The organism is Variovorax boronicumulans (assembly GCF_030812215.1).
GTDB lineage: Bacteria > Pseudomonadota > Gammaproteobacteria > Burkholderiales > Burkholderiaceae_C > Variovorax > Variovorax boronicumulans_C.
On sequence record NZ_JAUSSG010000010.1, the window covers coordinates 258106 to 278007 of the forward strand.

Genomic DNA, 19902 nt, shown 5'->3' on the forward strand with positions numbered 1-19902 from the left:
CTGCCCCCCTTTGCATGCGTCGACGTCAACGTCCACGCCCGATGCCGGGCAGCCAAGGCCTTGCTGGATTTGTTTTGTCATCGGCTACAGATTAGAACTTTTGAATGAATGCAATCACATGCATCAATTGTGTCTAACTGTATATCGATTAAGTCCGTTTTGGAAGGATATCTGCGACATGTTCACGCGGGCATGTCGCCAAAACGTCGCCGCTTCGTGCTAGCTGAAAGTTAGCCCGAAGAGGCTTCCGACTGTTCCAGCGCTTCATCGAGCGCCTTGCACGAAGGCGCGCACACGGTTTGCGACTTGCCCAGCACCTGGCGTGTGCGCAGTTGCGAGCGCACACGGTGCTTGCCGCACATGAAGCAGGACATGGTCGCCCCGCTGAAAGACGCCGAAGCGCGGAACGGGGAACCCGGTGTCTTGGTCTTGTAGCGCAGGCCGTCCGCCACCACTGCCGTCTTCACTTCACCCTTCGCCATGCGTCTTGTCCTTGTTCGTTTTGGCACCGCCCATGGCGCGTGCAATGGCTTCCCGAGCGCTGACTTCAGCCGCAAGGGAAACATCCAATGCCGAGCGGCAAAGCCCGGCGTGCTGATAGTTGAGGTTCTCATAAACCTCGGATGCGGCCGGATAGGCATCGAGCAGGCGGCCCAGATCGGCGCCTGGCGCGACATCCTCGAACGCATGCACCAGGTGCTCGACCACCGAGCGGTACTGCTCGGCGCCAACGGGCACGGCGCTGTGCTCGAGCCGCTCCAGCAGTTGAGCCAGCACATGGGTCACTGCCAGATCGGTCTTGGGGGACGGATTATGGGTCGTGTTCATGGTTCGCATCTGGGGGCAGCATACGCCTATGCAAGTGGCTGGTCGTACAGGGCCGTCTCCGGCTCCCCTGCTTTCCGGGCTGCCTGCATGCGCTGGAGCAGGCTGTGGAGCATTTCCGTGGACAGCCCGTGGATCACCAGCCGGTGCCCCGCCCGCAGGGTCGACAGGGGTACCAACGGGTGCTTGTTGTTGACCAGAATCAGATGCTCGGGCGCGTTCAGGATGGTCGCCGTGTAGATGCCGATGGTTTCGTCCAGCTGCAGGGAGTTGGCCGCGCGCCAGAAATCGTTGTCGGTCAGCATCAGCTGGTAGAGCGGCGTGAAAAGTTCGATGGCGCTTTGCAGGTCGAGGAAATTGAGCCTGCCATGGGGCATGTCCTCCAGCCGCAGCCCCGGCTCCTTGATCATCGAGAAATCGACCTCCTCCGCCTTGCACAGCGCAACGCCCTTCTCGCGCAGCGCGGTGTTCAGGCGGATCACGAAATTGAAGAGGTTCAGGTCGTGCTTGAGGAACATCTCGTCCTTCAGCGCGTCGATGTCCGCCGGCTCCAGCGGGTTTGTTGTGACGGGTGCCGGCGAGTTGCGCCCGATGAACGCCAGCACCTGCGACCCCAGGTGAAAATGCCGCAGGATCAGCCAGTTCGCCTCCGGCGACACGAAGCGCTTGAGCCCCCATGCCAGAAAGCGGTGCAGCAGCATCGAGTGCGACCAGTTGCGCGGCACGAACACCTTCACGACCTGGATCAGGATGATCGTCAGCCGCGCGATCGGCCTGAGGAACGGCAGCAGGTACTGCCGCGAGCCCGAGCTCGAATCGGCGAGCCACGCCGACTTGACGTTGTCCGGCAGCGGCGTGCTCTGGTCGAGATAGAGCGCGAGCCACGGGCTCGGATCGCGCTCGTCGTGCGCTTGCGTCAGGAATTCAGGCGTTCGGCTCATTGGAAACCTCCGCCTGCGGCTGCGGTATTCGTCTTGGGGCGGCCCGGCGGCTCATGCGGCATCCGCTCCGTGATGTGCTGGAACTGCATCAGGTACAGCGCGGCCGTATGCCGCGCCGTATCGATGATCTGGCGGGCCGCGCGGGCCTGTCCTTCGATGGCCATGACCATCTCGACCGCGGCGAGCCAGCGGTTCAGGTGGTTCTCGTCGTTGTGGCCGTGGTACTCCAGAAAGCGGAAGGCGTCGGGCGGCAGCTTCACGCTCGCCTTGATGAGCGGCAGCAGCGCCGGCACGATGCGCTGGCCCGTGCCTTCGATGATGTAGATCGCGCCCAAAAGGCCGATCGGGTCGCGTGTGGCGGCCAGGCCGTGCAGGTAGGCGTTGAGCGCCTCGCCGCCGGGGTTGCGGCGCAGGTCGTCGATCTGCGCAACCGTGCCGCCGGCTTTCTTGTAGTCGCTGAAGAGGATGTTGAAGTCGTTCTGCTCCTCACCTGCGTGCACATCGATCAGCGAAGCCAGCATCTGGTACGGCTCGCTCAGCGAGGCGGCGCCTTCGCGCATCCACTTGCTGCCTTCGCGCACCTGCGGCACCCACTGCTCCATCCAGTTCAGGTAGTCGGGCAAGGCCAGGCGGCGCTCGCGGATCTGCCGGATCAGCGGCGTGCGCCAGACCCGGGAGCGGTAGTCGTGCCAGATGGCGGCCAGTTCGGTGAGCAAGGCGCCCAGGCCTTCGGGAGCGGCGGCGGGATCGTGCGGGGGCGCGATGACGAGATCGTCGTCCGGTACGGCGGCCGCGTGGGGTGCCGCCATCGTCACGGGCGCTGCATCGGCCGCTTCGACTTCGAGCAGCATGTACGCCGCCATGAAGCGTCCTGACTCGGGCACGTAGCAGAAGATCTGCTCGCCCGGCTTCAACGTCTTGGTGTGCAGGAATTCGGCCAGCATGACGAGGATCGACGCCGCGCCCGTGTTGCCGCGCCACGCGAGATTACTCCACCAGCGCTCGCGCGGAATCGACAGGTCGGCCTTGTTCATCAGGTCTTCGACCACCGGGATGAATTTTTCCGACGAGTAGTGGCACAGGAAGTGATCGACCCGCTTCGGATCGACCCAGCCGTCGCGCACCAGCCCCGCGTACTCGTGAATGCCGATGTCGAACAGGTGCGGCAGCAGGCGGATGTCCTGCCGCAGCGACAACGCGCCGGCGGCTTCGGCCTCCGCCCAGGAACCGAAGTCGAGGTGGCCGCGCGCGCGGTCTTCGGTCAGGCCGAGCTGCATGCACACGGGGTAGTCGCCCGAGAAGGCGCGCTGATGTACCCACCTCAACTTCAGGCGCAACCCGGGCGCGCCGGCCAGCGCAGGCGAACCATCGGACAGCAGCAACGCCCCCGCGCCATCGGACAGCATCCAGCGCAGGAAGTGCGAGTCGAAGTCGGTTTCATAGCCACGCGCCGCGAAGCGCGAGCGTTTGAAGAGCCGCGACGGCATCTCGCTCGCCACCGCGATCGCGCTGCGATGCGCCCCCAGTTCGATGCCCTGCGCAGCCGTCTGGATCGCCGAGACGCCGGCCGCGCAGATGCCATGCACCGAATGCGTCTCCATCGGCTGGGCGGCGAGCTCGCCCTGGATCATGTTGGCGAAGCCCGGCATCAGCGTGTCGCCGCCCGAGGAGCCGCTGGCCAGCAGCGACACGCGCGACAGCTCCGCGCCGCCGCGCTTGAGGCAATCGCGGATCGCACCGGCGGCGAGTTGCGCATTGCTGTGCTGCGTCACGCCCTCCGCATCGATGGCGTAGTGCCGCGTGAGGATGCCGTTCTCAGTGAGGATGCGCCGCTTGATGCGCTCGGACATGCGGTTGAGCGGCGCGATGTACGCGTCCATGCGGTCGTTGGGAATGGGATCGCCCGGCATGAAATAACCGGCGCTCTCGAGGTACACGCGTTGGAATGAAACAGGCATGGTTCAGTGAGTGGAGGAATCGGGAGGCATCAGCGAGCGGCTGCGAAAACGCGGCCACACGGTCCCCAGCACGAAGACCCGCGCCATGTAGGGAACCAGCCCGCCCTCGTTGAGCACGGGATTGACCTGCGCGCGGTAGCGCGTACGGTGCAGGTGCGTGAGCTCGGACCAATGGGCATGCGGGTTCTCGTGATGTGCGGTGTGCAGGCCGATGTTGAACAGCAACGGGTTCACCAGCCCTTCGAAATTGCGTGCGTAGTTCAATCGGCCACCGGCGGTATCGCCCGGTGCTCCCTGGTCCGCAGCGTTGCGCGGCGCCTTCCGGCCATCGGCGTGCGCATGCTGCAGGTAGTTGGTCGCGAGCAGCCAGTGCAGGCCATGCAGCTGCGGCACGATCACAAAGAGCAAGGCCTTGCGCCAATCGACCGCCAGCAGCACGGCCCAGCTCGCAAGCCAAACGGCGTACTGCGCGATGCAGTAGTGCCACGCACCGCGCTTGTGTACCCGCAGCCGCGCCAGCCAGCCGACGAACACCGGCATCAGCACCCAGACCGCCTGGAACGGATGCAGCAGGTAGCCCCACAGGTGGTTGGTGTCGCCGCCGAATCGGTAGGTTCGTGCCACGTCTTTCGGTCCATGCCGGTGGCGGTGGTGGTTGGCAACGTGCGCGGGCCAGAACACGAAGGTCGGATGGCCCTGCAGCAGCGTGATCCAGAAATCGGTCAGCCGGTTCATGCGCCGCCCGCGCCACATGCGCAGGTGCACGTGGTTGTGGTGGATCACGCCGACGCCGAGCGTGAGGAAAAGCATCAGCGCATAGAGCAGCGCGTTGAAGCCGTGCACCCACTGCCACGCGACCAACGCCGGCAGCGCGACGAGGTACGCGAGGCTTTGCCAGTCGCGCCAATGGCGAAGGCGCGGCAGGCGGCGCAACGGCGTCTCAGGCAGGCGTGCCATGCCGCCGCGCCTCTTTGTCCCGGAAGGCCTGGAAGTGCGGCTCGGCCGCGTCCGCCGCGATGCGCGTCCTGAACAGCCGGTCCATGAAGGTGAACTGGAAGCCGTAGTTGCCGTTGTGGCAGGCGTGGTGCAGATGGTGCCGGCGGCTCGCCGCGAACCAGTGGCTGTACGACACCCCGGTGAAGAAGTCGTAGTTCGAATGCCCGACGCAGTTAAAGAACAAGCTGAACACCGGCACCGCTGCCAGCGACCAGAAGCTGAAGTCGTGCACCACCATCGGCAACAGGATCACGTTGCCGAGCATCAGCGCCTCGATCGGGTGAAAGCTGTAGGTAGCCCATGGCGTGGTGACGAACGAGCGGTGATGCGGCCCGTGAAAGCGGCGCAGCAGCCGCGTGTGCAGCAGGCGGTGGTTGATCCAGAAATGCACGTCGTTCCAAACCGCGAGCACGAGGATCTCGACAGTGATCTGCCGCCATCCTGCATCCGGGTCGAGCCGCGCCCATCCCAGCTGCAGCAAGCCCCACGGAAACACCATGCCCAGCCCGAAGATCAGCACCGAGATGCCCGACTGCCCGAGCTCCCGCCGCAACTGCCCCGGCTGCAATGGCCGCGGATCGAGCACCCGCCCGATGCCCAGCGCCGGCAGCACCCGCTTCGTCAGCAGCCAGGTGATGGCGCCGAAGCCCAGGTAGATGCCGCCGAAGAAAAGCAAGCCCCACAGCATGACCTGCAGGGCGGGCAGTGAAGTGAAGGTCTGCGCCATCCCCCGAGGCTACAACAGCATCTCGGGAACGATCGGGGCGATGAGCCGGTTGTAGAAGCGCTGGAAGAACCCTGACTCGGGCTCGGAGGTGAGGATCACCTCTTTCTCGCCGTCGTTGGTCAGCCACTGCAGCGTGCCGGTGTCCTTGGCCAGCCGCAGGCGGTAGGAGTTCTGCAGCTTGCTGATGTTGATGATGCGCAGCATCTCGCGCGCCAACTGCGGACTGTCGACCACCAGCCCCATCTCGGTGTTCTGGCTGGCCGAGCGAGGGTCGAGATTCATCGAGCCGATGAAGATGCGCGTCCTGTCGATGGCGGCGGTCTTGGCGTGCAGCCGCCCGAGCGACTTGCCGAACATGCCGAAGCGCTCGCCCTTGCTCGTGCGTTGCGGGCTCAGCTCGTACAGGTCGGCGCCGCTTTGCAGCAGCCGCTCGCGGTAGCGCGCATAGCCGGTGTGCACCAGCGGCTCGTCGTTGGCGGCGAGCGAATTGGTCAGCAGCGTGAGCTTGACCTTGCGCTTGGCCAGATCGTCGAATGCCGCCATGCCGCGTTCGCCCGGCACGAGGTACGGCGAGGTCAGGTCGACCTCGGTCTTGGCGTCCATCAGAAGCCCCCAGACCTTCATCGTCACGCTCGTGGAGATCGCTTCATCGGCCGTCATCGTCTCGGGCTTGGTCGGCGGGTCGGCGATGGCGCGCGCCTCGCCCCACAGGAGGCCCATGCGGCCGCCATCGAGCTCTTCGGCGATCGGGCCATAGCCCAGGATGTCGGACGGCGGCAGCACGATCTTCGGCGGCGGCGCAGCCATGCCGATCCAGTCGTCGAACTCGGCGCTGCCGGGCGTGCGGCCGCCCTCGCCCTTCACGATGTCGGCAATGGGCCAGACCTGCACGCTGTTCCAGTAGGCATCGAAGATGGATTCGAGCTGCGGCACCACCTTGCCGACCACCAGCGCATCCATGTCGATGAAGTTCTGCGCCTCGCTCAGCACGAAATACTCGTCGGCGATATTGCGGCCGCCCACCACCGCCATCGTGCCATCGGCGATGAAAAGCTTGTTGTGCATGCGGTGGTTGAGCCGCACGATCTCGAAGGGCGAGGCCACAAGACGCGAGAGAAAACCGTTGCGGCCGCAGCAGAACGGGTTGTAGAGCCGCACCTGCACATTGGGCGTTTCCGAGAGCGCCAGCAGCAATTGCTGGCTCCTGGCGGTGTAGAGGTCGTCCACCAGCACCCGCACCTTCACGCCCCGCGCCGCGGCCTCGCGCAGCGTGCGCAGCAGCAGGCGGCCGACGGCGTCGTTCTCGAGCTGGTAGTACTGCACCACCAGCGACTGCTGCGCGCGTTGCGCGAGCTGGATGCGCGCGTCGAGCGAATAGACGCCCAGCGGCATCAGCCGAAAGCCCGAATGCTCTCCCGGCGGCGTGGAAGCGGCCGCAATCCTGGCAAGCCTGGTCGATGGGTCGGCCAAGGCGGCGTGTTCGGCAGGGCGATCTTTCGCCGGCGGCAGCGAGCCGCAGGCGGCGAGCACGGCCAGAAGAAGGCCCGCGAACGCCATGCGCAGAAGTCGATCCCAGCCGTTCATGATGATGATTTCCATCTTTCGTTTTTCAGTCGCTGCCATGAATACGCTGGCCGGGGTGCGGCAGTTTCATTTCGCTTCTCCGAAAGGTGCGCCGTCCTAGAATTCGCGTCACACCTGCACGGAGTTACATCATGGCCCGCTCGATCCTCTCACGCATCGCGCTGACGACGGCCCTAGCCGCCCTTGGCGCTCTCGCACACCCCGCCTGGGCGGCCCTGGACATCGGCGACCCCGTACCCAAGTTCACCGCCAACGCCGCGCTGGGCGGCAAGACCTTCCGCTATTCGCTGGCCGACGCGCTGGCCAAGGGACCGGTGGTGTTGTACTTCTTTCCGGCGGCCGACTCCAACGATTGCTCGATCGAAGCCCACGCCTTCGCCGAGGCGGTGGATCAGTTCGCGGCTTTGGGTGCCAGCGTGATCGGCGTTTCGGCCGACGACATCGACACCTTGTCGAAGTTCTCGGTCAAGTCCTGTCAGAGCCGGTTTCCGGTGGCCTCGGACGAAGCCAAGACCGTGATCAACGGCTTCGACGCGCTGATGCAGACCCGCCCGGACTTCGCCAACAGGCTGTCGTACGTGATCTCGCCGGACGGCAAGGTCGCCTATTACTACCAGAACCTGAATCCGGACAAGCATGTGGAGCGCATGCTGAATGCGGTGCGGGCGCTGCCGAAAGCCACGGCGGCGAAGTAAGGCAAGCCAGCCGCTGGACCGCGGGTTTGGCGTGCATCGCGCAAAATCCCGCCCCATGCAGCTCAACTACATCGCCAACGCCGGCGTCCCGTCCTCCTCCGGCCGCACCCTCCCCGTCATCGATCCTTCCGACGGCCAGCCCTTCGACGAAATCCAGCGCAGCAATGCCGCCGACATCGACTCCGCCGTGCGCGCCGCGCGCGACTGCTTCGAAGGCGTGTGGCACAAGGTCAGCGCCGCCGACCGCAGCCGCCTGCTCTACAAGCTCTCACTGAAGATTGCCGAGCACGTCGACGAGCTCGCGCTGATCGAGCAGCGCGACTGCGGCAAGCCCGTCAAGCAGGCACGTGCCGATGCGGCGGCGCTGGTGCGCTACTTCGAGTTCTACGCCGGCGCCTGCGACAAGCTGCACGGCGAGACCATCCCCTACCAGGACGGCTATAGCGTCTTCACCTGGCGCGAGCCACACGGCGTCACCGGCCACATCATTCCGTGGAACTACCCGATGCAGATCTTCGGACGCAGCGTGGGCGGTGCGCTGGCGGCGGGCAACGTATGCGTGGTGAAGCCGGCTGAAGACGCCTGCCTTTCGCTGATCCGCGTGGCGCAGCTCGCGGCCGAGGTCGGTTTTCCGGCCGGCGCGCTCAACATCGTGACGGGCTACGGCCACGAGGTAGGCGATGCGCTCGCGCGGCACGAAGGCATCGACCACATCAGCTTCACCGGCAGCCCGAAGATCGGCACGCTGATCCAGCAGGTGGCGGCCGAACGGCATTGCCCGGTCACGCTCGAACTGGGCGGCAAGAGCCCGCAGATCATCTTTGCCGATGCCGACCTCGATGCGGCCATTCCAGTCGTCATCAACGCCATCGTGCAGAACGCCGGCCAGACCTGCTCGGCCGGTTCGCGCGTGCTGATCCAGCGCGCCATCTACGAGCCGCTGCTCGAGCGCCTCGGCCACGCCTTCGAAGCCCTGCGCGTCGGCCCCGCGGCCATGGACCTCGATGTCGGCCCGCTGATCCGCCAGACGCAGCAGCAGCGCGTGTGGGACTTTTTGAGCGACGCGCAACATGCCGGCATCCCGATGGTGGCGCAGGGCGTCGTTGTCGAGGAAGCACCCGAGACCGGCTTCTACCAGGCGCCCACCCTGCTGCGCGACGTGCCGGTCGGCCACCGCCTGGCGCAGGAAGAAGTGTTCGGCCCGGTGCTCGCGGCGATGCAGTTTGCCGACGAAGACGAGGCGGTGGCGCTGGCCAACGCCACCCAGTTCGGCCTGGTTGCCGGCGTGTGGACCGCCGACGGTTCGCGCCAGTTCCGCATGGCCCGGCGCGTGCGCAGCGGGCAGGTGTTCATCAACAACTACGGCGCGGGCGGCGGGGTTGAATTGCCTTTCGGCGGCGTGAAGTCGTCAGGCTACGGCCGCGAAAAGGGCTTCGAGGCGCTGTACGGCTTCACGACGCTCAAGACCGTCGCCGTCAAGCACGGCTAGCAATAGGCTCTCCCCCAGGCTACGCGCACTTCGTGTCGCTTCGCCAACCCCCTCGCCGGGGGCGACACCAGCGGCCCGGCAAAGCCGGTTCCGCGGTGTCCCACGAAGGAGACGGGGAAAGTCTTACCCCAACGCTGTGTCCAACAACATCATCAGCACGAAGCCGAGCATCAGCCCGCTCGTCGCGAAGGCTTCGTGCCCCTTGCGGTGCGACTCGGGAATGATCTCGTGGCTGATCACGAACAGCATCGCGCCCGCCGCGAAACCCAGCCCCCACGGCAGCAGCAGTGCCGAATGGCCAACGACGGCCGCGCCCAACACGGCGCCCAGCGGCTCGACCAGCCCCGACACCATGCCGATCACGACCGCGAACCAGCGCTTGTAGCCGGCCGCCAGCAGCGCGACCGCAACCACCAGCCCCTCCGGCACGTCCTGGATCGCGATGCCGGTGGCCAGTGCGTCGGCGCGCAGCCCGTTGTTGCCCGCATAGCCCACGCCGATGGCCAAGCCTTCCGGCACGTTGTGCAGCGCGATCGCGAACACGAAGAGCCAGGTGCGCCGCAGTTGCTTTGCCGACTGCCCTTCGCGCCCCTTGATGAAGTGTTCGTGCGGGAGCACCCGGTCCATCACCATGAGCACGATCCCGCCCAGCAGGATGGCCGCGCCGATCACGCCGCCCGCAGCCCAGCTGCCGCCGCCGAAGACGCCGATGTTCTTCGCCGCGTCGAGGCCGGGAATGATCAGCGAGAAGGCGCAGGCCGCCAGCATCACGCCGGCGCCGAAACCGAAAAGAGTGTCCTGCAGCCGCTCGGGCAGCTTCTGCGAGAACACCACGGGCAGCGTGCCCAGCGCGGTTGCCAGCGCGGCCATGGAGCCGCCGAGCAATGCGTTCCACACCACCGGATCGGACCGCACGAACTGCCAGAACTGCGAGGCCAGCGCCAGCGCGCCTGCGGTGACGATGGCCAGCCCGATCCATTCGCGCACCGAGGGCGTCGGCCTCGACCGGGCCGTGGCGACCGTGCCCTGCGGGTGTTGCGGCTCGTCGTTCATGGGCGATGTCCTCAGCTGCCGGTGGCCGCAACGGCGGCGGCGTAACGCCGGGCCACCTCGGCCCAGTCCACCACGTTGTAGAACGCCGCGATGTATTCGGGACGGCGATTCTGGTACTTGAGGTAGTAGGCGTGCTCCCACACGTCCAGCCCGAGGATCGGCGTGTGGCCGGAGCCGATATCGCGCATCAGCGGGCTGTCCTGGTTGCCGCTGCTCTCCACCGCGAGCTTGCCGTCCCTGGCGACCGAGAGCCACGCCCAACCGCTGCCGAAGCGCGTAAGCGCAGCCTTGGTGAAGGCCTCCTTGAACGCGTCGAAGCCGCCCAGGTCGGTATCGATGGCCTTGCCGAGATCGCCCGTGGGCGTTCCGCCGCCGCCCTGGCCGGCGGGCGCCATCACGGTCCAAAACAGGCTGTGGTTGGCATGGCCGCCACCGTTGTTGCGCACCGGCGCACGCAGCGCCTCGGGCAACTGCTCGATGTCGACGATCAGTCGCTCGACCGGCGTGCCCTCGTGCGGCGTGTCCTTGACGGCCGCGTTGAGGTTGTTCACATAGGTCTGGTGGTGCTTGCCGTGGTGGATTTCCATCGTCTGCGCGTCGATGTGCGGTTCGAGCGCATCGAAGGCATAGGGCAAGGCTGGGAGGGTGTACGGCACGGTCGGAAGCTCCTTGATTGAAAGAGCCCTTTGCGTTGTCGACGTGTGCGTACTCAGGCACGCAGATGATAGTAATTCGCATTGGCGACGTCAAGACATCACACCTCGACATGCTGCAAACAAGCCAAATCGGACGGCTTCCGCGACGAGCCCGATACACTGCCCCGCGTCCTTCGAAAGGCTTTGCACCGATGAAACTGCACCGCGTCCTGCCCCTCGTGTCGACCTTCCTGCTGCTGCTCCTCGGTGCCGGCGTCGCCTGTGCGCAACTCGCCACACCGCCGGCCGGCGACTACATCTACGAAGGCGGCGGTGGGTCGCTGCAGGTCAAGCCCAACGGACGCTTCAACATCACCACGGTCGGCTCGAATGCCCACATGTGCACGCTGGACGGCACCATCGCGCGCGGCAAGGCCAAGATCGACGACACCGGCTGCGTGGTGAGCTTCACGCTCAAGGGCGGCAACGTCGAGGTCGCCACGAACGGCTCCGACGACTGTCGCCAGAGCTGCGGCATGCGCGCCTCCTTCGAGGGCATCTTCATCAAGCCGACGCCGGCCTGCGCCGACAAGGCGGTGGCCGCCACGCGCAAGACATTCAAGCGCCAGTACGACGCCAAGGACTACAGCGCCGCCCTGACCACCCTCACCCCCGTGCTCGGCGAGTGCGGCAAGACGCTCGACTGGATCACCACGGGCCGCGTGCGCAACGACCTGGCCTTGACCCAATTCAAGCTCGGCGACCGCGCGGGCTGCCTCAAGACGCTGGAGCCGCTGGCCGAGGACGCCGCGCGGACCGACCAGGGCGTGAAGGACAACTACCCGCCCGCCGACGCCGAGGACATCCTGCCCGTGGTCCGCGCAACCCGCACGAACCTGAAGCTCTGCCGCGGCTAGCCAGCCTCGCGAACAAGACTTCCGGAGACGGCGCCAAGACCGTCATGCCAGCCTTCCATCAACGACAAAAGGACGGAGACAACACCATGAACTTCTTCAAGCGCACCCTGCGCACGGCCGTGCTCGGCCTCGGCCTGGCGATGCCGCTGCTGGCGGCCGCGCAGTCGCGGCCGACCGCCTCCCCGGAGCGCGTCGGCCTGTCGACCGAGCGCCTGCAGATGCTCACCGACGTGCTCAAGGCCGACGTGGCCGCCGGCAAGATCCCCGGCGCGGTGCTGCTGGTGGCCCGCCAGGGCAAGGTGGCCTGGTTCGAGCCGGTCGGCAAGCTCGATGCGACCGCAGGCACGCCGATGCCGCGCGACGGCATCTTCCGCATCTACTCGATGAGCAAGCCCATCACCTCTGTGGCCGCGATGATGTTGGTGGAAGATGGCCGCCTGAAGCTGGACGACCCGATCTCGGCGTACCTGCCCGAGTACGCCAGCATGACCGTCGGCATCGAGAAGCTCGGCGCCGACGGCAAGCCGGTGCTCGAGACCGTGCCCGCGCGCCGCCCGATCACCGTGCAGGACCTGATGCGCCACACCTCGGGCCTGACCTATGGCTTCTTCGGGCCGGGCCTGGTCAAGCAGGCCTACAACGCGGCCGGCCTGGGCGCCAACGACCCGACCAACGCCGAGTTCTCGCAGCGCCTGGCCAAGCTGCCGCTGGCCTACCAGCCGGGCACCACCTGGGACTACAGCCAGTCGACCGACATCCTCGGCCGCGTGATCGAGGTGGTGTCGGGCCAGTCGCTCTACCAGTTCGAGAAGGCGCGCCTCTTCGATCCGCTGGGCATGAAGGACACCACCTACTACGTGCCCGAGCCGGCCCGCCAGTCGCGCATTGCCGAGCCGTTGCCCACCGACCGCAGCTTCGGCGTGGGCGCCGACCTGAACGACCCGCGCATCGTGCGCAAGCTCGAATCGGGCGGCGGCGGGCTGGTGTCGACGGCCGGCGACTACGCGCGCTTCCTGCAGATGCTGCTGAACGGCGGCTCGCTCGACGGCAAGCGCTACCTGGGCCCGCGCACCATCGCGCTGATGACCGCCGACCATTCCAACGCGGGCGCCGGCATCACCCCCGGCCCGCTCTACCTGCCGGGACCGGGTTACGGTTTCGGGCTGGGCTTCGCGGTGCGCCGCAACGACGGCGAGGCGCCCTACCCCTCGGCCGGCGGCGAATACAACTGGGGCGGCGCGGGCGGCACCTACATGTGGGTCGACCCGAAGAACGAGATGTTCGTCGTGCTGATGCTGCAGTCGCCGAAATACCGGACACATTACAGATCCTTGACCCGGGACATGATTTATGCGGCGGTGATCAAGTAGCCTGCTGCTCACAGGCTCTTGAGGCCTGGCGCAAAATCGGGCCCTCCCCTCGAAGCCATGAAGAACAGCAGCAGCAGCCACAGCACCGTCATCCCGATCTCGCAGATCGGCCGCACGCCACCCGCCGTGGCCGTGCCGGACATCGCCGTGCCCGCCACGGGCCGGCTGCACGACCGCCTGGGCCGCCCGCTGACCGACCTGCGCATCAGCGTGACCGACCGCTGCAACTTCCGCTGCAGCTACTGCATGCCCAAGGATGTGTTCGACAAGGACTACAAGTACCTGCCGCACAGCGCGCTCCTGAGCTTCGAGGAAATGACGCGCCTGGCCCGCCTGTTCGCAGCGCACGGCGTACGCAAGCTCCGGCTCACCGGCGGCGAGCCGCTGCTGCGCAAGAACATCGAGGCGCTGATCGAGCAGCTGGCCGAGATCCGCACGCCCGACGGCGCACCGCTCGAACTCACGCTCACCACCAACGGCTCCCTCCTCGCACGCAAGGCCGCCGCGCTCAGGGCCGCCGGCCTGCAGCGCGTGACGGTGAGCCTGGACAGCCTGGACGACGCGGTCTTCCGCCACATGAACGACGTCGACTTTCCGGTGGCCGACGTGCTGGCCGGCATCGACGCGGCGCAGGCCGCCGGCCTCGGGCCCATCAAGGTCAACATGGTGGTCAAGCGCGGCACCAACGAGCAGGAAATCCTGCCGATGGCGCGCTACTTCCGCGAGCACCACGGCGGTAGCGTGGTGCTTCGCTTCATCGAATACATGGACGTGGGCGCCACCAACGGCTGGCGCATGGACGAGGTGCTGCCCTCGGCCGACGTCGTCGCGCGCATCGCAGAAGAATTTCCGCTGGTGCCGCTCGAAGCCACCACCCCCGGCGAAACCGCCCAGCGCTGGGCCTATGCGGATGGCCGTGGCGAGATCGGCGTGATCAGCAGCGTGACCCAGGCCTTCTGCCACGACTGCAGCCGCGCGCGTCTGTCGACCGAGGGCAAGCTGTACCTCTGCCTCTTCGCCAGCGCCGGCCACGACCTGCGCCCGCTGCTGCGCGGCGCCGCCAGCGACGACGACATCTCCTCGGCCATCGGCCACATCTGGCAGGGCCGGGCCGACCGCTACTCCGAGCTGCGCGCCCTGCGCGGTCCCGACGACGCTGCGCACGGCGATGCCGGCGACAAGGCGCCGCGCCGCGTCGAGATGAGCTACATCGGCGGATGACGGTGACTGCCGCCATGCCCACGCACCCCGCCATCGCGCCCGCCGACATCACCGGATTGCTGCTGGCCGGCGGACGCGGCTCCCGCATGGGCGGGGTCGACAAGGGCCTGCAGAACTTCAACGGCGTGCCGCTCGCCCTGCATGCGGTGCTGCGCCTGGGCGCGCAGGTCGGCCAGATGCTGATCAATGCCAACCGGAACCTGGCGGCCTACGAAGCCTTCGGCGTTCCGGTGCTGACCGACAGCCTGGCGGACTACCCCGGGCCGCTCGCGGGATTTCTCACGGGGTTCGAGAACTGCGAGACGCCTTTCCTGCTCACCGTGCCTTGCGACACGCCGCGCTTTCCGACCGACCTGGCAGCGCGTCTGGCCGAAGCCCTGGAAGCCGGCAATGCCGAGATCGCGATGGTCACCGCACCCGATACCGAAGGCGGTACGGCGCCGGTGCTGCGCCCGCAGCCCGTGTTCTGCCTTCTGCGCACCCATCTGCACGAAAGCCTGATGCGCTTCACCGAAGCCGGCGGTCGCAAGGTGCAGGCATGGACCGCGCAACACCGCACCGTGTTCGTTCCCTTCGACCGGCCCGGCGATGCGCCCGACGCCTTCTTCAACGCCAACACGCTCGCCGAATTGCAAGCACTCGAGAATCGATGAGCAGCCTTGCCGACATCGCCGCCGCTCTGCCTGGCCATGACACCGACACGCTGAGCGTCGATGCGGTCCAGGTCTCGCTGGCCCAGTTGGTGGCGCCCCTTGCCGTCACACAGCAGGAGAGTGTTTCGCTGCGCGACGCCCTGGGCCGCGTGCTGGCCGAAGACATCGTCTCGCCCGTGAGCGTGCCGCCGCACGACAACTCGGCAATGGACGGCTATGCCTTCGATGGAGCGATCCTCCCGACCGACGCCCCCACCGACCATTCCATCAAGCTGCGCGTGGTGGGCACCGCGCTCGCCGGTGCGGCCTGGCGCGGCGCGCTGGCTGCGGGCGATGCGGTGCGCATCATGACCGGCGCGATGATGCCGGCTGGCCTGGACACCGTGATCCCGCAGGAGTTCTGCCGGGTCGAAGGCGACATCGTGAGCTTCCCCGACCGGGTGCTGCGCCGCGGCGACAACCGCCGCTTCGCCGGCGAGGACCTGATGAAGGGCCAGCCTGCGCTGAAGCGCGGCGAGCGGCTTTCGCCCGCCGCCCTCGGCATGGTCGCAAGCCTTGGCCTGGCGGGCGTGCCGGCGTTGCGGAAATTGCGCGTCGCGTACTTCTCGACGGGCGACGAGATCCTCTGCATCGGCGAGCCGCCCCGCGAAGGCGCGGTGTACGACAGCAACCGCTACACCGTGTTCGGCCTGCTCGCGCGCCTGGGCTGCGAGGTGATCGACCTCGGCCTCGTGCACGACGATCCCGCCACGTTGGCGGCAACGTTGAAGCGGGCTGCAAGCGAAGCCGATGCGATCGTCACCAGCGGCGGCGTCAGCGTGGGCGCGGCAGACCACACGCGCCAGGTGATGCAGCAGATCGGCGAGATGGCCTTCTGGCACGTCGCGATGCGTCCGGGCCGGCCGCTGGCCGTCGGCCTGATTCCGCGTGACGGGGGCGAGGCCAGGAGCCCTGCCGTGCTGTTCGGCCTGCCCGGTAATCCGGTGGCGGTGATGGTCACGTTCCTCGCCTTCGTGCGGCCCGCGCTGCTGCGCATGATGGGCTGCCACGATGCGGCCTCGGCACCGCCGCCGCTGCTGCGCGCACGCAGCAGCGGCCCCATCCGCAAGAAGCCGGGTCGCACCGAGTACCAGCGTGGTTTCGTGAAGGCTGTGGCGGGTTCACTGCCCGAGGTCTGCGTCGCGGGCAATCAGGGTTCGGGCGTGCTGAGTTCGATGGTCGAGGCCAACGGCCTCGTGGTGCTGCATCACGACCAGGGCCACGTCGCCGCCGGCGAAGAAGTCGACGTGATGCTCTTCGAGGGCGTGATCTAGCGGTTCAGGGCGCCAGGTACTGTTTCGAGATGCCTGCGCCCACCGTGTATTTCGGGTCCACGAAGTTACCGAGCCGCACCTTGCCGCACTGGCTCAGCATCATGTAGGCGTCCCAGCGGTCGTAGCCGTACGACGCCTCCATCCAGAGAATGAGTTCCTTGTAGGCGATGCGGGTCGCGTCCTCCAGCGGACGGGCGCTGCCGATCGCCATGATCATGTCCTCGGTCTCCAGCCGCGGCCATTCGAGCCTCCAGCCCTTGATGAGATCAACGCGGATCGTCGTGAGGCTCGGGTACTCCACCGCCGTGCCGCACACCTCGCCATCGCCCTGGCAGGCGTGCGCATCGCCGATGAAGAGGCGCCCGCCGGCCGTGCGCACCGGCAGGTAGGTGATGCTGCCGGGCCCCATGTCGGGCAGGTCCATGTTGCCGCCGTGCTGGTCGGGCGTGAGGCTGTTGATCGAGTCGATCTCGGGCGAGCAGCTGAGCGTGCCGATGTGCGGCCTGTAGGGCAAGGTGACGCGCTTGCTCCAGTAGACGCCCTCTTCATCGACGTCGATCTTGCGCACTGTCTCGGGCAGCGGCTGGTTCAGCAGCGCGGTGAAGGCCGTGCCGCTGAGCGCGCCGAAGTCCGGGATCATGCAGCAGGTGCCGCGCGGATTGGGCCCGCGCGGCGCCATCGATTCGATGTGCACCGCGACCGTGTCGCCGGGCTCGGCGCCCTCGATCATGATCGGCCCGTTCTGCGGATTCACGAAGGGCATGGTCAGCACCTTCGAAGGCAGGTCCTGCTCGGTCTTCACCTTTCCGTCGAAGGCGTCACGCGTCTCCACCACGATGCGGTCGCCGGGCTTCACCGTCAGTACAGGCTCGGTGTAGGGGCCGATGGTGAAGTGAAATTTTCCCTGCTTCGCCTCGGTGAGTTCGTGCGTGTCCACGCTGCGCCCGCGGCCGAGGCCTCGGGTGTGCATGATCGATTGGTCGAGCCAGTTCATCGGGTCTTCTCCTTGGTGGGTTTTGTTCAGAGCATCAGGTGGGCGCGCACTGCCTGCGCGTTCATCTGGCCGGGCTCGATGCGCCCGACGATGCGGCCCTTCTCCATGACGTAGGCGCGCTCGCCCACGTCCAGGATCGTGTCGAGGTTCTGCTCCACGAAAAGAATGGTGGTCCCGAGGTCGCGCCGGATCGCGCGCAGCACGTCGCAGATGAGCTGCACGATCGAGGGCTGGATGCCCTCGGAGGGCTCGTCCAGCAGCATCAGCGCCGGGTTGCCCACCAGCGCGCGGCCGATGGCCAGTTGCTGCTGCTCGCCGCCGGACATGGTGCCGGCCTGCTGGTTGCGGCGCTCCGCCAGCCGCGGGAAATACTGGTAGACCAGGTCGGGCTGCTTCTTGCCCCGCGGGCCGCCGACCAGTTCGCCCACCATCAGGTTCTCGGCCACCGTCATGCGCGCGAACACCTCGCGGCCCTGCGGCACATAGCCGATGCCCAGGCGCGCGCGCGCATCGCTGGAGAGCGCCGCGATGTCCTGCCCCTGCAGCCGCACGCTGCCCCCGCGCGTGCGCAGGAGGCCCATCAGGCAGCGCATGGTGGTCGTCTTGCCGACGCCGTTGCGGCCGATGAGGCTCACGATCTCGCCCTTGCGCACCTTCATGTCCACGCCCTGCAGGATCGGCGTGGCGCCGTAGCTCGCCTGCACGCCCTGCAGCTCAAGGATCGTCTCAATGGTCATGCGTCTTTCCCAAATAGATCTCGGCCACGCGCGGATCCGCGATGATTTCGCCGATCGAGCCTTCGGCGAACACCTTGCCGAAGTGCAGCACCGTCACGCGTTGCGCGATCTGGCGGATGAAGGCCATGTCGTGCTCGACGACCAGCACCGTCATGCCTTCGGCGTTGAGCTTCTGGATCAGTTCGCCGGTCTTGAAGGTTTCCTCGGGCGAGAGGCCCGCGGTGGGCTCGTCCATGAGCAGCAGCACCGGTTTGAGCGCGAGCGCCATGCCGATCTCCAACCACTGCTGCTGGCCATGGGCCAACTCGCCCGCGAGCTTGGTGGCGTCCCCTGCGAGGTCGAGCAGTTCGAGCAGCCGGTCCTCCTCGCGCTGGAGGTCCGCCAGGCGCGTGTGGTGCTGCAGCGCGATGTGGATGTTCTGCCGCACCGGCAACTCCCTGAACACGCTGGGCGCCTGCATCTTGATGCTCATGCCCTGTTGCACGCGCCGGAACGGACGCTCGCGTGTCACGTCGCGCCCCTGGAACGCGATGCTTCCCTCCGAGGCCTCGTGCGTGCCCACGATGAGTTTGAACAGCGTGCTCTTGCCCGCGCCGTTGGGCCCGATGAGGCAATGGATCTCGCCCTGGCGCACCGACAGGTCGACTTCCGACACCGCCGCATGGCCGCCGAAGCGCTTGGACAGCGCCCGTGTCTCGAGCAAGGCGTTCATGCGCGCGCCTCCTCTTGCACCGTGGGCGCCGCGGGTTCCTTGGACGAACGGCGGCGCCCGAAGAGCCGCCGCACCGCCTGCACCACGCCAATGACGAAGCCCTGCGGCGCCACCATCACCGTGCACAGCAGCATCGCGCCCATCAGCAGCAGCGCCGCCTGCTGGCTGTAGACCGTGATCGCCTGGAAGGCCCAGAGCACAAGGAACGAGCCCACCAGCGTGGCGGTGATGTCGCCCCGGCCCGAGAACGCGACCCACACGATCGGCATCGCCGCCGCAGGCAGCCCCACGCTGGCCGGCGTGATGAACTGGCCCCACGAGGTGTAGAGCACGCCGCTCAGCCCCGCGAGCGTGGAGCCGATCACGAAGGTGGCGAGCTGGTATTTGCGCACGTCGTAGCCGAGCAGTTCGGCGCGCTGCGGGTCTTCGCGCACCGCGACGATCACGTTGCCGAAACGGGAGTTCAGCATCATGCGAAGGCCCAGGTACACCACCAGGATCAGGCCCACCACCAGGTAGTACAGCGCGATGCCGTCGAACACCAGCGGGTCGTCGCCGAACCACGGAATGTTCAGCGGCGCCATGTCCTTCATGCCGTTGAAGCCGTTCAGCCGCGCACTGCCGATGTGCCATTCGGGCCCGGCCGTCTGCCCGAGAAAGAAGGCCAGCACCAGCGTGGCCGACAGCGTGACGATGCCGAAGAACACGCCGCCCACCCGCCCCCAGATCATGAAGTAGCCCAGCACCGCCGCGGCCACCGCCGCCAGGCACAGCGCGATCGCCAGCGCGAGGAAGGTGGTGCCCGCGTCGCCGCCGAGGTTGACCGCGGCCACGCCGTAGCCGTAGCCCGCGATGCCGAAGAAGAAGGTCTGCCCGAACGACAGCATGCCGCCGTAGCCCCAGACCAGGCACAGGCCCATGGCCATGAACACCCAGGTCAGGAGGTAGGCCATGTTGCCCACGTCGTAGCCGTCGGCGAAGGCCGGGTACAACAGCACGGCCGCGAGCACCGCGATGAAGGGAAGCCAGAAGACGCGCGTGGCACCCAGCGTCTGCGGGCCGTTGATGAGTTGGAACATTCG

Annotated in this window: 20 protein-coding genes; 7 read left to right on the forward strand and 13 right to left on the reverse strand. The window is 67.0% G+C overall.

Annotation, left to right across the window (positions count from 1 at the left end; genetic code table 11):
* Window positions 1–230 precede the first annotated feature (230 nt).
* From J2W23_RS25400 to J2W23_RS25430, 7 genes are read right to left on the reverse strand one after another with little or no spacing between them, the layout of a single operon-like run.
* Window positions 231–482, reverse strand: coding sequence for a hypothetical protein (locus tag J2W23_RS25400; RefSeq protein WP_013540963.1), 252 nt, complete (start codon window positions 480–482; stop codon window positions 231–233).
* Window positions 469–837: a hypothetical protein gene (locus tag J2W23_RS25405; protein ID WP_176657077.1), complete on the reverse strand. Its 369-nt coding sequence runs from the start codon at window positions 835–837 to the stop codon at window positions 469–471. The genes J2W23_RS25400 and J2W23_RS25405 overlap by 14 nt, the downstream gene beginning before the upstream one ends.
* 17 nt (window positions 838–854) lie before the next feature.
* Complete coding sequence (locus tag J2W23_RS25410) at window positions 855–1766, reverse strand: DUF6999 family protein (protein ID WP_176657076.1); 912 nt, start codon at window positions 1764–1766, stop codon at window positions 855–857.
* Window positions 1763–3724 (reverse strand): iron-containing redox enzyme family protein, encoded by a 1962-nt coding sequence (locus tag J2W23_RS25415; RefSeq protein WP_307650717.1) that lies wholly within the window; start codon window positions 3722–3724, stop codon window positions 1763–1765. The genes J2W23_RS25410 and J2W23_RS25415 overlap by 4 nt, the downstream gene beginning before the upstream one ends.
* A 3-nt stretch (window positions 3725–3727) precedes the next feature.
* The gene (locus J2W23_RS25420) at window positions 3728–4681 is read right to left on the reverse strand and encodes a fatty acid desaturase family protein (protein WP_307650718.1); all 954 of its coding nucleotides are present in this window, start codon (window positions 4679–4681) and stop codon (window positions 3728–3730) included.
* Entirely contained in the window at window positions 4665–5447 is a 783-nt protein-coding gene (locus J2W23_RS25425) for a sterol desaturase family protein (protein WP_307650719.1), read from the reverse strand. Before J2W23_RS25425 ends, J2W23_RS25420 begins: the two co-directional genes overlap by 17 nt.
* Window positions 5448–5456: 9 nt before the next feature.
* Window positions 5457–7046 (reverse strand): phospholipase D family protein, encoded by a 1590-nt coding sequence (locus tag J2W23_RS25430; RefSeq protein ID WP_444875752.1) that lies wholly within the window; start codon window positions 7044–7046, stop codon window positions 5457–5459.
* Between the two features lie 116 nt (window positions 7047–7162).
* Between J2W23_RS25430 and J2W23_RS25435 the strand changes: the two genes are divergently transcribed.
* Together J2W23_RS25435 and J2W23_RS25440 are read left to right on the forward strand one after the other, a co-directional pair.
* The gene (locus J2W23_RS25435) at window positions 7163–7726 is read left to right on the forward strand and encodes a peroxiredoxin (RefSeq protein WP_307650720.1); all 564 of its coding nucleotides are present in this window, start codon (window positions 7163–7165) and stop codon (window positions 7724–7726) included.
* A 55-nt stretch (window positions 7727–7781) separates the two neighbouring features.
* Window positions 7782–9215, forward strand: a complete 1434-nt coding sequence (locus J2W23_RS25440; RefSeq protein ID WP_307650721.1) for an aldehyde dehydrogenase family protein — start codon at window positions 7782–7784, stop codon at window positions 9213–9215.
* A 123-nt stretch (window positions 9216–9338) separates the two neighbouring features.
* Here the strand turns inward: J2W23_RS25440 and J2W23_RS25445 are convergent, their stop codons facing one another.
* Window positions 9339–10268: a ZIP family metal transporter gene (locus tag J2W23_RS25445; protein WP_307650722.1), complete on the reverse strand. Its 930-nt coding sequence runs from the start codon at window positions 10266–10268 to the stop codon at window positions 9339–9341.
* A gap of 11 nt (window positions 10269–10279) precedes the next feature.
* Entirely contained in the window at window positions 10280–10924 is a 645-nt protein-coding gene (locus J2W23_RS25450; protein WP_307650723.1) for a superoxide dismutase, read from the reverse strand.
* A gap of 191 nt (window positions 10925–11115) precedes the next feature.
* Here J2W23_RS25450 and J2W23_RS25455 point away from each other — a divergent pair, with 191 nt between their 5' ends.
* From J2W23_RS25455 to moeA, 5 genes are all read left to right on the forward strand, one after another.
* Entirely contained in the window at window positions 11116–11820 is a 705-nt protein-coding gene (locus J2W23_RS25455) for a hypothetical protein (RefSeq protein WP_307650724.1), read from the forward strand.
* A gap of 86 nt (window positions 11821–11906) precedes the next feature.
* Window positions 11907–13190, forward strand: coding sequence for a serine hydrolase domain-containing protein (locus J2W23_RS25460; protein ID WP_307650725.1), 1284 nt, complete (start codon window positions 11907–11909; stop codon window positions 13188–13190).
* A gap of 57 nt (window positions 13191–13247) precedes the next feature.
* Window positions 13248–14411, forward strand: a complete 1164-nt coding sequence (gene moaA, locus J2W23_RS25465) for a GTP 3',8-cyclase MoaA (RefSeq protein ID WP_307650727.1) — start codon at window positions 13248–13250, stop codon at window positions 14409–14411.
* Window positions 14408–15064: a molybdenum cofactor guanylyltransferase MobA gene (mobA, locus tag J2W23_RS25470; RefSeq protein ID WP_176657066.1), complete on the forward strand. Its 657-nt coding sequence runs from the start codon at window positions 14408–14410 to the stop codon at window positions 15062–15064. The genes moaA and mobA overlap by 4 nt, the downstream gene beginning before the upstream one ends.
* Entirely contained in the window at window positions 15061–16377 is a 1317-nt protein-coding gene (gene moeA / locus J2W23_RS25475) for a molybdopterin molybdotransferase MoeA (protein ID WP_307650728.1), read from the forward strand. The genes mobA and moeA overlap by 4 nt, the downstream gene beginning before the upstream one ends.
* A gap of 4 nt (window positions 16378–16381) precedes the next feature.
* Here the strand turns inward: moeA and J2W23_RS25480 are convergent, their stop codons facing one another.
* From J2W23_RS25480 to J2W23_RS25495, 4 genes are read right to left on the reverse strand one after another with little or no spacing between them, the layout of a single operon-like run.
* Window positions 16382–17371, reverse strand: coding sequence for an acetamidase/formamidase family protein (locus tag J2W23_RS25480; protein WP_176657064.1), 990 nt, complete (start codon window positions 17369–17371; stop codon window positions 16382–16384).
* Window positions 17372–17397: 26 nt separating this feature from the next.
* Complete coding sequence (locus J2W23_RS25485; RefSeq protein ID WP_307650729.1) at window positions 17398–18108, reverse strand: ABC transporter ATP-binding protein; 711 nt, start codon at window positions 18106–18108, stop codon at window positions 17398–17400.
* Window positions 18098–18820: an ABC transporter ATP-binding protein gene (locus J2W23_RS25490; protein ID WP_176657062.1), complete on the reverse strand. Its 723-nt coding sequence runs from the start codon at window positions 18818–18820 to the stop codon at window positions 18098–18100. Before J2W23_RS25490 ends, J2W23_RS25485 begins: the two co-directional genes overlap by 11 nt.
* Window positions 18817–19899 carry a branched-chain amino acid ABC transporter permease gene (locus tag J2W23_RS25495; protein ID WP_176657061.1) on the reverse strand — a complete coding sequence of 361 codons (1083 nt, stop codon included), beginning with the start codon at window positions 19897–19899 and terminating at the stop codon, window positions 18817–18819. Before J2W23_RS25495 ends, J2W23_RS25490 begins: the two co-directional genes overlap by 4 nt.
* Window positions 19900–19902: the final 3 nt, after the last annotated feature.